Origin of the sequence: Chryseobacterium sp. 22458 (assembly GCF_052044975.1) — a bacterium.
Taxonomy (GTDB): Bacteria; Bacteroidota; Bacteroidia; order Flavobacteriales; family Weeksellaceae; genus Chryseobacterium.
Window position 1 is genome coordinate 646,955 of sequence record NZ_JBQEOA010000003.1, and the last position, 15,867, is coordinate 662,821.

Here is a 15,867-nt window from a genome sequence, read left to right on the forward strand (position 1 = left end):
CAGAAGGGATCGTTATTCCTTGCTGAACGAAGTGCCCTTACGATCGAAAAATAAAGCGTCCGTTTGTAAAATTCCCTTGCGGGTTTTGCGTTTTTCCTATTGCTTAATATAAGATAGATTTCAATAACGCTGGCTCTTTTTCCAGCTTTCCCCTTCAATACAAACTGATAACAAATGTTATCGTTCGCCCGGCTCTTCTCATGCTAATTTTGTATAAAAATTTACAAAAATGAAAGCAGCAGTAGTATTTGAAAAAGGAAGCATTCCAAAATATACAGACATTGCAGAACCTGAAATTACCAAAGAAAATGACGTGTTGGTTACTGTAAAAGCAGCATCCATCAAGAATCTTGACAGAGCAAGAGCAAGTGGCAGCCACTATTCAACGGAAAACGAAGCCCATCAGCCTAAAATTATAGGATCAGACGGAGCCGGTTACCTGGAAGACGGAAGCAAAGTGTATTTTTTCAGTAAAAAAGGAACTGTTGCAGAAAAAGCTGTAACAGATAAGACCATGATGGTCCCAATTCCTGAGGCTCTTGATTTTTCTATAGCAGCGGCATTACCCAATGCGGTTATGGGATCTGCGATGGCATTGAAATATAAAGCTGGATTACAGCCGGGAAATACTGTTCTGATCAATGGGGCAACAGGTATTACGGGAAGAATAGCTGTTCAGATTGCTCAATTGTATGGAGCTCAGAGAATCATCGTTACAGGAAGAAATGAAGAATCCCTGAGGGTTCTCCTTACACTGGGAGCAGATGAAGCGGTTTCATTGCAGCTCAATGACGAAGAATTCAGACAGAAAATTAAAGATATCCATACTGAAACGCCCATTGATATTATTCTGGATTATATCTGGGGACCTTCTGTGGAAATGATCCTGTCCGCTTTCAAAGGTGACGGAACCTTTTCTCATAAAACCAGGCTGGTCACCGTAGGAGGGATGAGTAGTGATACTATTCAGTTATCGTCACAAATTCTCAGAGCAACAGATATACAGATTTCAGGATCAGGATTGGGAAGCTGGACAAAAGAAGAATTAGCCCTTCTTTTTAAGGAAATAATTCCGGAAATGTTTCAGGCAGCAATAGAAGGAAAAATAAAAATTGAAACACAGGACATTGATCTTAGCAATATCGAAGCTGGCTGGAATGCTGAAGTAGAAAATGGGAAACGGCTTGTAGTAAGAGTTTAACCGCAACTTTTCATTTTTTATCCACAATCCTTTTATCGGTTTTCTTTTTTTACTATTTTTATAATAGAAATTTATGAAATGGAAAATTCAAAAAAAAGTTGCAACTTTGCATAAATATTTGAATATCAGTTTCAGATGTATTATTAATTAATAAGTTTGCCGAGGTCTGTAAGCACATTCAGACATCTGGCCGACAAAGAGGACACTATTGGAAGAGTATTTTGGAAATGAACTTGTAAAGAAGTTCGAGGAAATGATGGAAAACAATGACGAATTCTACTTCGATACCGAGGAGTTGGAAGATATTATTGTTTATTATTTGGAGCTTGGTGATTTTAATTACGCTGATATGGCTGTTAATTACGGACTGAAGCTTCACCCCAATTCATTGGATATCAAGATCAAAAAACTTGAAATTCTTCTGGAATGGGAAGAATATAATACAGCGAAGGAGCTTATCAATGAGCTGAAGGGTTCTTCTATGGAAAACACAGACTTTTTGGTTTGCTACGCCAAGTATTATTCAAGCCTGGGAAATCCCAGAAAATCCATTGAAATCTGTAAAAAAGCTTTGACATTAGAGGAAGAAGAAAACTTTCTCCACAACTTTATTGCGGATGAATATGTGAATCTAGGAGATCCCTTTAACGCTCTTAAACATTACAGAAAAGCACTGAAAGAAGATCCAACGGATGAATATTCCCTGGAAAACTGTATGGTGTGCTTCAGTGACCTGAATAAGAGTGAGGAGGCAATTGCCTTTCTTAATGAATATTTAGATGAATTCCCTTATTCTGAAACCGCATGGTTTGAATACGGACAGTTTTATTTCAACAGAAAGAATTATGATGAAGCCATAAAAGGATACGACTATCTATTGGCGATCAATTCAAATTCTGTAGGGGTATATGCTAATAAAGCGGCTTGTTATGAAGCGCAGGGACAATACCAGAAAGCCATCGAAACTTATGAGGAGATGCTTGAACTGGAATATACCAAAGCATTTACTTTTTATAAGATAGGACTGTGCAACAAAGCTTTAAAACAGCCAATTCTGGCTTTAAATGCATTTCAGAAATCATTGAGAGAAGACCCGCAGTTTTATCTTGCCATGATGGAACAGTCTTATCTGTATGAAGAAATGGGAGGAATGTCTGAAGCTCTGCATTTTGCCAAAGAAGCAACCCAGCTGAATGAGAACAATCTTGATTATCAGAAAAGACTGGCCTTCTTATTCATAGATTCAGGAAAGTTCGAAGAAAGTCTTACCTGTCTTAAAAAGCTTGTAGATGTTGAGCCTACGAGATTTTATAACTGGTATGCGTATTCAGAAGTTCTGATGCTGGTAGGCGAGTATGAAGATGCGGTAACTATTCTGAACAGGGCGATAAAGAGCCATCACAGAGCTGAATTGTATTACCAGCTGAGCAACTGTTTCTTCAACCTGAAAGAACAGGATAAAGGTCTGGAAGCACTTCAGAAAGCCCTGGAACTTGATCCTTCCCTGGTAAAGGATATGCAGAAAAAATATCCGTTCATCAAAGATGAGGTGAAAAAGGTGAAAGCTTCTAAAGTGAAGAAAAAGAACTAAATCAATCTGAAATAATGAAAGCCTGCAGAAATGCGGGCTTTTTTTTATTGATATTGATAGAAAATTATTTTTTAGGATTGGTTCTTAAAAAGATAAGACCGCCAATGATAACTCCAGCCCCAACAAACTGTAAATAGGTCAGCTTTTCACCATCTATAATTCCCCAGATAATGGCAACAATAGGCATTACCAAAGTAACGGTTGAAGCAAAAAGGGGCGTTGAAACTTTCAGTAAACGGTAATTCATCATCATGGCCAGACCGGTTCCGAAAATAGATAACAGACTTACAAATAGTAATCCGAGCATATTGTCTTTCGAGAAACTAAATTCTGAGAAAAATCCGGTACTTGTAAGGGCAATAACAGACGGAAAGAATAAAACAAATGAAAATACAAAGGCAGAAAGCACCGTAGAAGAAACTTCCATAAGCTTTGATTTGACGGTTGTGGTACTCAATGCATAGCAGAGTGTGGCCAGTAACAGGAGAAGGATCGGGATCAGTTTAAGTTCTCCGCTGTCTCCACCTCCGAAAGCCAGAATACAAACCCCGGTGAAACTAATAAAGGTTCCTATGATCTGCTTTTTCGTTGTTTCAAACTTCCAGACCAGAGCTCCTACAATAATGACAAAAATCGGCATCATTGAATTGATAATCCCGGCAATACTGCTGCTGATCTCTGTTTCTGCAATCGGAAACAGGAACATCGGGATGAAATTTCCTGTAAAAGCTGCAAGAATTAACCATTTCAGATGCTTTTTAGGGAAAAGCTTATAATTGGAAATCGCAACAGGAAGTAAAATAATACCGGCTATAAGAACCCTCAAAGAGCCTACCTGAAACGGATTGAAATGCTCCAGCGATTTTTTGATTAAAATAAATGAGGATCCCCAAATAATGCTCAGGATCACCATGAGAATCCATTTTTCTTTATCTGCGTTCATTATTTTCGTGTAAGATTTTTAAAAACTCTTTCTTTGGAATCATTCTGGCTCCTAAACTCTCTAGATGCTCAGTATGAGACTGACAGTCAATTAATTCGAGCTGCTCCTTATTGTTCTCAACAAAATGGATAAAACCTGCCTTTGAGGCATTACTTACCTTGGCAAACATGCTTTCACCACAGAAAACATTTCCGATCTGCAGCCCATAAAAGCCACCGACAAGCTCATCATTCTGCCATACTTCAATGCTTCTGGCCAGCCCATATTCGTGAAGCCGGATAAAAGTATTCATCAGTTCATCGGAAAGCCAGGTTCCCGTCTGCCCTTTTCGGTTGGTCTGCTGGCAGCTTCTGATAACTTCTCTGAAATTCCGGTTCTCGGAAAAAGTGAAAATGTTCCTGTTCAATATTTTCCGCATTGATTTTGAAACCTTTATTTCTTCAGGATACAGAACGAATCTTGGGTCCGGGCACCACCATAGGATTTCCTCTCCGGGATTATACCAGGGAAAAATACCCAGCTGGTAGGCAAACCAGATGCGCTCTATAGACAGGTCTCCACCAAAAGCTATCAGCCCCTCATGACCGTCATACACCTCCGGATCAGGAAATGAAATCTCGTTTTCGTCTAATCGGACCATTTTTTTAGAAAAAAAATCCCACTTCAAAAAGCAGGATTTATAGTTGATCTTTATTCTTTAATTAGAAAGGTAAATCGTCATCGTCATCTCCGGCAAACGGATTCTCGTTGGAAACTGGAGAAGCTGACTGCTGAGGTGTAGCCTGAGTAGGTTCTGAAGCATTGTCAAAAACTTTTTCTACTCTCCATCCCGTAATAGAGTTGAAGTATTTTGTTTCACCCTGAGGAGAAACCCATTCTCTACCTCTGATGTTGATTCCTACCTTTACGTTTTCACCTTCTTTAAGGTTATCTAGCAAACTGATCTTGTCAGATAAAAATTCTATGTTTATCGGCTGTGGATACTGTTCTTGAGTCAATATAACCATTTCTCTTTTTTGAAATCCACTCGCAAATGTTTGAGTATCAAAAACTTTCTTTACCGTTCCTTGTAATTCCATATCGTAAGTATTAACGATGTAAAAGTAAGAAAATGAATCGTAATAATAGGGGTGGCGGTAAAAAAAAGTAGAAAATTTAATTTTTTTCTCTGAAAAGTTTGGAGGTAAAGGAAAATGTCCTATATTTGCACTCACAAAAACGAAGCAAGCTCTTTAAAACTTACAATATAAAAAAAACCAGCGGATGTGGTGTAATTGGTAGCCACGCCAGACTTAGGATCTGGTGCCGTGAGGCGTGGGGGTTCGAGTCCCTTCATCCGCACTATGCGAAAAGGCTCTTATAGAGTCATCTAAGAAGGTTGGAACCCAGGTTCGAATCTTTTTTTTTTCGCCCCACCATGCCCTGGTGGTGGAACTGGTAGACACGCAGGACTTAAAATCCTGTGTCCGCAAGGACGTACGGGTTCAAGTCCCGTCTGGGGTACAAGACCCTCTGTAATATCTTACGGAGGGTTTTTTGTTTTTATAGAGACTGTGATCTTTAAATAAAAAATCTTATATTTGTAAGAAATACAGCTGAATTTGGTGAAACAAATCAGCAAAAACCAGCGGATGTGGTGTAATTGGTAGCCACGCCAGACTTAGGATCTGGTGCCGTGAGGCGTGGGGGTTCGAGTCCCTTCATCCGCACTATGCGAAAAGGCTCTTATAGAGTCATCTAAGAAGGTTGGAACCCAGGTTCGAATCTTTTTTTTTTCGCCCCACCATGCCCTGGTGGTGGAACTGGTAGACACGCAGGACTTAAAATCCTGTGTCCGCAAGGACGTACGGGTTCAAGTCCCGTCTGGGGTACAAAGCCTTCTGTAATCTATTACGGAAGGTTTTTTTATTTTCAGTTTCGGATATTATCCATTCTTTTAGTATTCGCTCTCAGGATGGTGTCCTTAAAATTTGTTCAGATCATTTTCATTATCGGCTACAGATTTTTTTTCAAGAGAACTTTATATTTGCATTATTTGGCTTTTCTTTCAAGCTTTTCAAGTCTTTCAAAAATACCACTGAAAATATTCTTCTCTGCTGTGGAAACATAGCCTACTATTTTATAAACCTGTTTGTTTTTTGTTTCTTGATAATCAGTTAGATATTGTATTGTTCCATCCGTGTAAAACAGTAATGTATTGTGATTTTCTATTGTTAAATCTGTCTTGTTCAGAAATAAAATATCTCCGTATTGGTATTGTGGTAAAAGAGGTTTATCGGGGGTAAATTCATAAACGAGATCTACCGATGCTAATATTTTTTGCAAAATTACAGAGTCAGGTGTTTGTTTCTCCTGATCTGCTTTCGCTTCTTTGGTATTCTGGATGGCCAATTCAGGGAAAAGCATCAGCTGGTCAATATCAGAGACGCTTACTAACTGATTCACCTGTAGGGTTTCTGTCAGTAATTTGTCAAGATTAAGATTAAAATGGTGAGCAACCTTTAATATTGTTTCTATTTTCGGTTCTGCACGCCCTTCCTCGTAAGAACTTATTACCCCTCTGTTCAGATCAAACAGATCTGCAAAAGCTTTCTGGCTCAGTCCTTTTACCTGTCTTATTTTCTTAATATTAGTTCCAAAGAAGCTCATTTTGTCTAATCTTTTTTGCAAATATAGAGAATCTGAAATAAATGATTGCTAAAAATATTTGCAATTTGAAAATTTTATGTTATATTTGTGTAGAAGAAATTTGAACACAAAACAAGCCATCATGAAAAATCAAATATTTAGAACAGTCAAAGAGTGGTTGCAGGATTATGAGTTTACCATTACTCTTGAAGATGAGGCTCAGAGAATCCTGATCATTGAAAAAGAATCCAACGGGATAAAAAATATGATCCTTATTATATCAGACTCTATTCTGATTATGGAACAGTTTCTTTTCGAAATCAAAAATCCTTCCGAACAAATCTTCCGAAAGCTGCTTCAGAAAAACAGAGATATTGTTCACGGTGCTTTTGCTCTGGATGGTACAGGACGCAGGGTTATTTTCAGAGATACGCTTCCCACAGATAATATGGCCCAGAATGAAGTGATGGCATCTATCAATTCACTGGGAATCCTGGTAGGAGAATTTACCAACGAAATGCTTGAAATGAGTAAGTAATTCACAAAAGATATTTAAAATGAACATTTTTAAAAGATTATTAACAATTGGAAAAGCGGAGATCCATTCTGTGATCGACAGCTTTGAAGACCCGATCAATACAACGGAACAGGGAATCCGTGAAATGAAAGAACAGCTGGGAAAAAGCATTGAAGCACTGGCACAGTTGAAAGCTCTTGATATCCGTAAAAAAAATGAAGCCGAAGCTGAAGAGCAGATTGCCAAAGACTATTATAATAAGGCTATCGTCATCGTACAGAAAGCGGAAAAAGGAGAAATGGAAACTGCAGAAGCAGACCGCCTTGCCAAAGAAGCCCTGAAAAGACAGACTTCCTCACAGGAAAAAGCTCTCGAATTACAGAAAGAACATGAAAAAATTCATGCCGAATGTGAAAAAATGCAGGCAAATATCAGTCACCTGAAATCAAGTATCGCCAAATGGGAAAACGAACTGATAACCCTGAAAGCAAGAGTACAGGTGAGCGAAGCAACCAAAGACATCAATCAGAAAATGACCCAGATGGATAGCGGAAGTACCGTAAGCATGCTCGAAAAGCTTAAGGACAGAGTAGTGCAGCAGGAAGCTCTTTCAGATGCCTATGCAGATCTTTCAAAATCGGGAAAAACAATTGATGAAGAGATTGATGCAATGGTAAGTAACAAAGACACGGAAGCTGAAGAGGCTTTAAACAGATTAAAAGAAACACTTAAAAAAGGCTAATCTATGACCTTTCAGGAATTTTTAAATATTGCGTTTTCCCCAGTCAATACCGTCTTAAGCGTATTGCTCGGTCTCTCGGTGATCTATTGGCTGTTTACCATACTTACCGGTCTGGATATTGATGTGGGAATCCATTCTGACCTGGATGCCGGAGCTGATGTTCACGCTCCTGACGGTCAATTTCATGCGCCGGATCATGATCCTTCCGCATGGATGCATTTCCTGAAATTTCTTAATCTGGATATTGTTCCGGTAACCTATTTTCTTACTTTATCGCTGCTGGTCACCTGGTTGGGATCATTTTATCTGAATTATTTTTTCCCATTGCCTGTATGGGCCGGGATATTAGCCATATTTCCTTTAATGATCGGAGGAATGCTGCTTACCAAAATAGTTTTAAAACCCCTGAACCCTTTCTTTAAAGAAATCAATCATAAAGGTGAAGCGTCTTATGCTTTCCTGGGAAGAGAAGGACGCCTGAAATCAAACATTCAGGACGATAAAATAGGAATGATGGAAGTCTTTATCGGAAGCGATCCAATGACGCTGATGGTGAGAAGTAAAGACGGGAGCAGGCTGGAACACGGAACCCATGTCATGATTGTAGATGAAGAACCGGATAAAAAGATTTATTACGTACAAAGATCAATGAGATATTAAAAAACAAGACTAATAACCATGTTAACTCTTTTTTTGATCATGCTGAATTATATCGTGGAGATTATTTTCCGGTATTTTTAAAACAAAAAACACATTCACATATAAACTATAAACTTATAAAACTATGAACTTACCTTTAATTGCTGGAATTATTATTGTTGCAGTAGCAACAGTCGGATTGATTTTCTGGATTTTATCGATGTATAAAAAAACCGTTCAGGGAATCGTTATTTTAAGAACTGGTTATGGAGGTACAAAAGTCTTCTTCAATGCCGGAATTGTCATTCCTATCATCCACCGTATGGAATCTATGGATATTTCTGTGAAAAAACTCGAAATTTCAAGAGAAGGAAGGGCCGGACTAATATGTAAAGACAATATGAGGGCAGATATTCAGGTCGCATTTTTTATCCGTGTCAACAAATCGGTAGATGATATTGTCAATGTAGGACAGACGATCGGATGCCAGAGAGCTTCAGATGCCCAGACTTTAAGAGAACTTTTTGAAGCTAAATTCTCGGAAGCCCTTAAAACCGTAGGAAAGAAATTTGATTTTACAGAATTATACGAAGCAAGAAGCGAATTCCGTCAGGAAATCCTTGATATCATCGGAACAGACCTGAACGGATATGTTCTGGATGATTGTGCCATCGACTATCTTGAGCAGACTTCAATTGACAAACTGGATAAAGATAATATTCTTGACTCTGAAGGAATTAAAAAGATTACAGAACTTACGGCTACACAAAATATTAAAGCAAACCAGGTGCGTCGTGACGAAGAAAAAACAATTACGAAACAGAACGTAGAAGCCCGTGAAGCCATCCTGGAGCTTGAAAAACAATTGGCTGAAAAAGAAGAATCCCAGAAAAGGGAAGTGGCCAATATCAAAGCCCGTGAAAATGCAGAAATCTTAAAGGTAGAAGAAGAAGAAAGGCTGAGGTATGAAACTGTACGCATTGCTACAGAAGAAAAATTACAGATCGCAGAAGAAAATAAACTCCGTCAGGTGGTTATTGCAGCTAAAAATAAAGAGCGTGCAGATCTTGTGGAAACAGAAAGAGTATTGAAAGATAAAGCTCTTGAAGCTACAGAAAGAGAAAGAATTGTTTCTCTTGCTCAGATTGAAAAGGAGAAGGCAATAGAACTTGAGAAGAAAAGCATTCAGGATGCGATCCGTGAGCGCTTGACGATGGAGAAAACCGTAGTGGAAGAGCAGCAGGGGATCAAAGATCTTGAAGCATTCAAAACAGCAGAAAGAAACAAGCAGGTAGAAATCACGGTAGCCACTCAGGAAGCAGAGAAAAAGCTGATCGAAGAAACCAGAGCAGCAGAATCCCGCAGATTGGCAGCCGAAAAAGATGCACAGAAATATGTGATCGAAGCACAGGCGAAAAGAGATGCTGCAGAAAAAGAAGCAGAAGCACGCAAGATCATTGCTGATGCCAAAGCGAAAGAAGAAGCAACGGTAGGATTATCTGAAGCACAGGTATTACATGCTAAAGCTGATGCTGCAGAAAGACAGGGGATTGTAGAAGCGATTGTTATTGAGAAAAAAGCAGATGCGTCCAAAAAAGAAGGAATTGCACAGGCTGAGGTGATCAAAGAAAAAGCACTGGCAGAAGCAGCCGGAATTACAGAGAAAGCGGAAGCAATGAAGAAACTGAACGATGCCGGAAAAGACCACGAAGAATTCCGTCTTCAGCTGGCCAAAGAAAAAGATGTGGAACTGGCTCAGATCGCTATTCAGAAAGACATTGCAGAAGCACAGTCAATGGTATTGGCAGAGGCCTTCAAAACAGCAAAAATTGATATTGTAGGCGGTGATAATACTTTCTTCGACAATGTGATCCGTCAGGTGTCTGCAGGAAAAGGTCTGGATAAATTCGTAAGCCACAGTGAAAATGCACAGATTGTAAGAGAAAATCTTTTAGGGGACGGAGAAAATATCATTGGCAAGGTGATGGGAATGGTAGATAAATACAAAATCTCTTCTGATGACATCAAAAATATGAGCATCGCTTCCCTGATCTTCAAACTGAACGGCCTTGCCAACCAGCAGGAAAAAGGAATTCTGGAAAGAGCCCTTGATATGGCGAGACATCTTGGTGTAGAAAATAAACCGGTGAATAATAACCACGTTTAAATCATTCATCAAGCACTTGATTGGGATTCCGTTGAGTGGTTTAAAAGATGATACTTGAACAATAACAGGCGTTGACAACGCGCCGACAAACCTTATAGATTTCAAAAACCTATAAGGTTTAAATTCAACACAAAAAAATACAATTCTTTAACAAAGTATCACAAGTTGTTACACCAGGACCTGCTGTCACCAGCAGTAATGAAATCTAAACCGAAACTATGTCAGAACAACTTAATTCCGGAACTTACGAAATTATTCAGAACCGCCTGAACGAGCAGAAAAATGATCTTATTCAAAGGCTTCAAAAGTTGAATGAGAGCCGTAAAAATATATTTGGAGGCGTAGATTTTTCTCTTATTGCGAACGAAAGAATTTCAACAGAACACAGCTGTATTGCCAAAGATATCTATTCGTTGGGAGATCATCTGGTCTTTGGTTCCAATGCCCATTTAGGCTTACAGACTGAAATCAACATTTCAGATGTATTTTCAATATATAAAATTAATCAGAACCGGTTTGAACCTCAGGATTATACTCTGATCAATGATGAGGTTTTCATCGATGAGTTTAAAAACCTTTACAAATACTACAGAAATACCTTTTTTGCCAGGTTTACCTTTACGGAAAACTATCTTTATATGGTTTTCCAGCTTTCTGAAAGTACAACAGACATCAAGGCTTTCAAATGGCTTATAAAAGAAAATAAGCTGATCTATGTAGATTCAAGAAGTGCCTCAGAAACATCATATCCTCAGCAGCATGGCTTTGTCTGGACAAAAGCAACCAGGGATATGCAGCGCTCCGGGAAGCATCCCCATATTTCATTAGCAGATAAAGTTTTCGTAGAAAGTATTGGGGGTGATATTACCATCAAGATAGAAGACAATACCGATACGGGAAAAGGAATCTATTCCGAAGATGTGATTCATAAAGATCAGAATCTGGATGATGCGGAGATCCATTTCTGCGATCTTGATAACCTTGTTTTGTTTAAAATAAAACCCTACCAGGAAACAGAACGTTATTTCATCTATAATCATAAAGAAAAAACGGTTTCCAGGGCAGATGCTCTTAAATATTCGGGATTATTGCTTCCTGAAAATCAAGGCGTTTTGTTTTCCAATGGCTATGCACTTCAGACCGGAGGCTTGAAAGTTATTTCTCAGGATCAGAACAGATTATATTATCTTAGAACAGTCATAGAACCGAACGGGGAGAATTTTTTATATGTCTTTTACGATGATAAAACAAACAACTACCAGCTGATCTCGTACAATATCATTACCCAGACGATAGAAACACCGATCCGTTGTAGCGGGTTCACCTTCTTAAGTGACGGAAAGCTGATTTATCTTCGTGAAAGCATAGAAACTACAAAAAACCATCTTGCCCAAATCTGGCAAACCCCTTTTTCCAAAGAAATATTACCGAACGCCGAAAAAGCAGACCGTTTGATTTATAAAATAGGGAATAAGGATATTGTAAGAGTAATGGCAGAAAGCCAGGAGCTGATCACACTTCTTAATAAAAAGGACTCTTACAGCGGGCTTTATAATGATATTGTAAAACTGGCTACATTCATTCTGGATACCTATTATTTTCTGGGTGAAGAAGAAATTCAGAAGCTGGATCAGCCTTTGAAGGAAATCAGAGCCATCGCACACTCCGCAATCAATGAATATGAAAAGGTTGTAGAGCAGAGAAAGAATACAGAGGAAGCTTTAGAAAAGATAAAGCATTCCTGTGATAAAATTCTTGATGAAACCAAAAGGCTGCACTACTCCCAGCTTACGGAATATATCGATGCGCTTTCGCAGATCAGGGCCTTAAGAGGTGAAGTTACGGGTGCCCGGGAACTTAAATATGCCGATCCGGCCCTATTGGATGCACTGGAAAAATCTTTGGCAGACCGCTATACCGAACTTTCAAATGCCTGTGTTGATTTTCTTCTTCAGGAAGGAGCATTGTTGCCTTATGAAGAAAGAGCCCAGAAAATATCAGAAAACATTATTGCCCTGCAAAAAGCGATAGATGCAAAAACTATAGATGAAAGCATCAATACCTTATCCGGTCAGCTGGAATTATTGGTGGATATTGTCAACAATTTAAAAATAGAAGACACTTCCCAGTCTACCCAGATCATTGAAAACATCTCGCTGATCTTTGCCCGCCTGAATCAGGAAAGGCTCGAGCTCAGCAAAAGGAAAAGAGAAATTTCCGGGAAAGAGCTTGCGTCGGATTTTCAGGCACAGATCACTTTATTTGATCAGTCTGTTATTAATTTTCTGGAACTTTCCCAGACGCCGGAGAAATGTGATGAATACCTCACCAAACTTTCCATTCAACTGGAAGAGATGGAGACAAAGTTTATCGATTTTGAAGAATTTATCCAGCAGATAGGAACCAAAAGAGAAGAAGTTTACGCACATTTTCAGAATAAAAGAGTACAGCTTACCGAATCAAGAAATAAAAGAACACAAAATCTTTTCGATGCAGCTCAGAGAATTCTGAAATCCGTACAGACCAAAGCAGAATCATTTGACTCTGAAAATGAGATCAATGGCTATTTTGCAGCAGACCTGATGGTGGAAAAGGTAAGAGATCTTGCCAGACAACTCGCAGAACTAGAAGATTCTGCAAAGTCGGAAGAAATTCAAACCCTGTTAAAAACATCCCAGCAGGAAGCGGTAAGAAAGCTGAAAGATAAAAAAGAGATCTATGCAGATGGTGAAAGCATTATTGCGTTGGGAGATTATAAGTTTGCGGTCAATCAGCAGAAACTGGATCTTACTCTGGTCCTGAGAAACGCCCAGTATTATTATCACCTTACCGGAACAAGCTTTTATGAACCGTTGAACTTCAATACGGCAGATGAATTCAGAGAAGTATGGAATCAGGAATTTATTTCGGAAAACAGCAATGTAAAAAGATTCGAATATTTAGCCTGGAATGTATTCTCTTCCCATACGGACATCGCAACTGATCAGCAGAATGAAAATGCCGTACAGCAGTTTCTTGCAGAACATTTCGGAGAAGGACTGGTAAAAGGTATTCATGATAAAGATGCTCAGAATATTGTGACCCGGCTGCAGCAAATACATAACGAGCTCGGGCTGATGAGGTTTACCGCACAGGAGAGAGCTCTGGCTCAGCTGTTCTGGTTTTTCCTTGAAAAAGAAAGAAAAGATTACTACACCAAACAGTTTGAGGCAGCTGCCATCATCACTCAGTCGTTTACGGCAAAACAGGGATTTGAGTATTTAAGCAGGGAACTGTCAGAAGAAATGAATGCTTTTGCATCAGCCCATAACGTTCTTAAAGAAACAGATTGTATCAACGCTGCGCTGTATCTGAAACAGGAAGACAAAGAAAACTTCCTGATCTCAGAAAAAGCAGGTGCTTTGTATGAATTATTTATGAAGGAGCTGAAAGAAAAAGGCAAAGATCTGGAGTTTCTGGATCAGATACGGGCAATGTATCAGTATCCTTCAGCATGTTATTATATTGCAGAAGGAGCATTGCAGGCTTTTGATCCGCAGGCTGAGAAGGATATTATAAAGGAAACGGCCGGGTTCATCATCACTCAGAAGCTTGATCCGAAAAATATCAGACGTATTTCTTATGAAGTTACTATTAAAGAACTGAAATCACTTGAAAAGGATACGGAGTACCATCTTAATTATTTTGAATTTGTACCCCGTCTAAGCCATTTCAATATAGTGACTGTACCCAAATATAAACGCCTTCAGGAATTGAAATTCAGTTGGGTGGATGAAAAGAAAAAAGCATTAAAACTGGATACCTTTAAGCCACAGATACTGAGCTCTTTCGTCAGAAATAAACTGATCAATGATGTTTATTTTCCTCTGATCGGGGCTAATCTGGCCAAACAGCTGGGAACAGTAGGCTCAGACAAGAGAACAGACAGAATGGGAATGCTTCTTCTGGTATCGCCACCAGGATACGGAAAGACCACCCTGATGGAATATATGGCAGAACGTATGGGCTTGGTTTTCATGAAGATCAACGGTCCGTCTTTAGGCTATGATATTGTGTCCACAGATCCGGCAGAAGCAAAGAATGCCGGAGCAAGACAGGAACTTGAAAAGCTGAATCTTGCCCTGGAAATGGGCGATAATGTGATGCTGTATCTGGATGATATTCAACATTGTAATCCTGAATTTTTACAGAAATTCATTTCTTTGGCTGACGGGCAGAGAAAAATAGAAGGAATTTACAATGGAGAAAGTAAAACCTATGACCTTCGTTCCAAAAGATTCTGTCTGGTAATGGCAGGGAATCCATATACCGAAAGCGGAGAAAAATTTAAAATTCCTGATATGCTGGCCAACCGTTCAGATACCTATAACCTGGGAGAAATATCAGGATCAAAAACCGATCTTTTTGACCTCAGTCTTATCGAAAATGCGCTGATGTCTAATGAATATCTGACCAGGCTGACACAACCGGGAATGGAAAACCTTTACGAGCTTTATGACTGTGTAATAACGGATAACCCTGCCGATAATCTGAAAGGGAATTTCAGTTCCAATGAAATATCAGACTTCAGAGCTGTATTGAAAAATACTATTATGGTGAGAAATACGGTTCTTAAAGTAAATAAAGAATATATTTCCTCTGCTGCGATGTCTGATGACTACAGAAATGAACCGCCGTTCAAACTACAGGGGTCTTACCGTAATATGAATAAGCTTATAGCACAGATCCAGCCTATTCTGAAAACCGATGAAGTAACCCAGATCATACTGAATCATTACCAGAATGAATCTCAGACTTTAACAACAGGAGCAGAGGCGAATATGCTGAAACTGAAAGAACTGATGGGCACCATTTCAGAGCAGGAAACGGAGCGTTGGGATGAAATCAAAAAAACGTTTGTAAAAAATAAAACAATAAAAGGATTAGGAGAGACCGACAGGATGTCCCAGATCGTGGCACTGCTTGCCCAATTCGGAGACGGGCTGGAAGGCATTAAAGAAGCTTTGAAAAAAGTGGAGTAATGCTCACAGACCTTTTAAAACCATTAACCGGGCTGTTTCTCTGAAACAGCCCGGTTTTATATAGCTTAAAATGCAAAAAAAGTATATAATTCTGAATATGATAATCTCTCGCAGATATGGCAGATTACGCAGATTTTTATTTCAACGCAAGGATCTGCGCAATCTGTGTGATCTCGAGAAAAAATTATGTATCATGTTATTCTGGTTTTTAGCATGTAACCACAAGATTATGTACATCCTTGCTGAAAATCTTTAATTTTCTTGCGCCTTAAAAACAAGATAAAATAAAAACCTTTGCGCCCTTGCGTTTTTCCAACAGATCCATAACAATCGGAATTCAAGATTAAAAAATGAAAATCTGTACCCATTATATTCTATTCTTCTGTATCTGTATCCAAAGCCTGGGACTCCATAATTT

The 15,867-nt window shown here is 39.0% G+C and carries 11 protein-coding genes and 4 tRNA genes; 11 read left to right on the forward strand and 4 right to left on the reverse strand.

The genetic code is table 11. The annotated features are described in order from the left end of the window. The first annotated feature begins 229 nt into the window (after positions 1-229). Both ACTJJF_RS13905 and ACTJJF_RS13910 read left to right on the forward strand, forming a co-directional pair. Complete coding sequence (locus tag ACTJJF_RS13905) at positions 230-1,201, forward strand: quinone oxidoreductase family protein (RefSeq protein ID WP_440700028.1); 972 nt, start codon at positions 230-232, stop codon at positions 1,199-1,201. A gap of 208 nt (positions 1,202-1,409) precedes the next feature. Further along, the gene (locus ACTJJF_RS13910) at positions 1,410-2,792 is read left to right on the forward strand and encodes a tetratricopeptide repeat protein (RefSeq protein WP_312297584.1); all 1,383 of its coding nucleotides are present in this window, start codon (positions 1,410-1,412) and stop codon (positions 2,790-2,792) included. 64 nt (positions 2,793-2,856) lie between these two features. Here the strand turns inward: ACTJJF_RS13910 and ACTJJF_RS13915 are convergent, their stop codons facing one another. From ACTJJF_RS13915 to ACTJJF_RS13925, 3 genes are all read right to left on the reverse strand, one after another. Next, positions 2,857-3,735 carry a DMT family transporter gene (locus ACTJJF_RS13915; protein ID WP_440700029.1) on the reverse strand — a complete coding sequence of 293 codons (879 nt, stop codon included), beginning with the start codon at positions 3,733-3,735 and terminating at the stop codon, positions 2,857-2,859. Next, the gene (gene aat / locus ACTJJF_RS13920) at positions 3,722-4,375 is read right to left on the reverse strand and encodes a leucyl/phenylalanyl-tRNA--protein transferase (RefSeq protein WP_440700030.1); all 654 of its coding nucleotides are present in this window, start codon (positions 4,373-4,375) and stop codon (positions 3,722-3,724) included. The genes ACTJJF_RS13915 and aat overlap by 14 nt, the downstream gene beginning before the upstream one ends. A gap of 61 nt (positions 4,376-4,436) precedes the next feature. Further along, a complete protein-coding gene (locus ACTJJF_RS13925) occupies positions 4,437-4,814 on the reverse strand; it encodes a DUF3127 domain-containing protein (RefSeq protein ID WP_065399845.1) in 378 nt (125 codons plus the stop codon). A gap of 180 nt (positions 4,815-4,994) precedes the next feature. On the opposite strand from ACTJJF_RS13925, the gene ACTJJF_RS13930 reads away from it, so the two are divergent. From ACTJJF_RS13930 to ACTJJF_RS13945, 4 genes are all read left to right on the forward strand, one after another. Continuing rightward, positions 4,995-5,076 (forward strand) — tRNA-Leu (locus ACTJJF_RS13930). Positions 5,077-5,154: 78 nt separating this feature from the next. Continuing rightward, positions 5,155-5,238, forward strand: a tRNA-Leu gene (locus ACTJJF_RS13935). Between the two features lie 124 nt (positions 5,239-5,362). Further along, positions 5,363-5,444 (forward strand) — tRNA-Leu (locus ACTJJF_RS13940). Between the two features lie 78 nt (positions 5,445-5,522). After that, positions 5,523-5,606 (forward strand) — tRNA-Leu (locus tag ACTJJF_RS13945). A gap of 160 nt (positions 5,607-5,766) precedes the next feature. Here ACTJJF_RS13945 and ACTJJF_RS13950 read toward each other — a convergent pair. Next, positions 5,767-6,384 (reverse strand): helix-turn-helix domain-containing protein, encoded by a 618-nt coding sequence (locus ACTJJF_RS13950; RefSeq protein ID WP_440700031.1) that lies wholly within the window; start codon positions 6,382-6,384, stop codon positions 5,767-5,769. Between the two features lie 121 nt (positions 6,385-6,505). Between ACTJJF_RS13950 and ACTJJF_RS13955 the strand changes: the two genes are divergently transcribed. The 5 genes from ACTJJF_RS13955 (at position 6,506) to ACTJJF_RS13975 (ending at position 15,449) form a co-directional block, all read left to right on the forward strand. Further along, complete coding sequence (locus tag ACTJJF_RS13955) at positions 6,506-6,901, forward strand: YbjN domain-containing protein (RefSeq protein ID WP_440700032.1); 396 nt, start codon at positions 6,506-6,508, stop codon at positions 6,899-6,901. Between the two features lie 19 nt (positions 6,902-6,920). Beyond that, entirely contained in the window at positions 6,921-7,622 is a 702-nt protein-coding gene (locus ACTJJF_RS13960; protein ID WP_440700033.1) for a PspA/IM30 family protein, read from the forward strand. Positions 7,623-7,625: 3 nt separating this feature from the next. After that, a complete protein-coding gene (locus ACTJJF_RS13965) occupies positions 7,626-8,282 on the forward strand; it encodes a hypothetical protein (RefSeq protein ID WP_440700034.1) in 657 nt (218 codons plus the stop codon). A 124-nt stretch (positions 8,283-8,406) separates the two neighbouring features. Further along, positions 8,407-10,428 (forward strand): flotillin family protein, encoded by a 2,022-nt coding sequence (locus ACTJJF_RS13970; RefSeq protein WP_440700035.1) that lies wholly within the window; start codon positions 8,407-8,409, stop codon positions 10,426-10,428. 218 nt (positions 10,429-10,646) lie between these two features. Continuing rightward, entirely contained in the window at positions 10,647-15,449 is a 4,803-nt protein-coding gene (locus tag ACTJJF_RS13975; protein WP_440700036.1) for a DNA repair ATPase, read from the forward strand. Positions 15,450-15,867 lie beyond the last annotated feature (418 nt).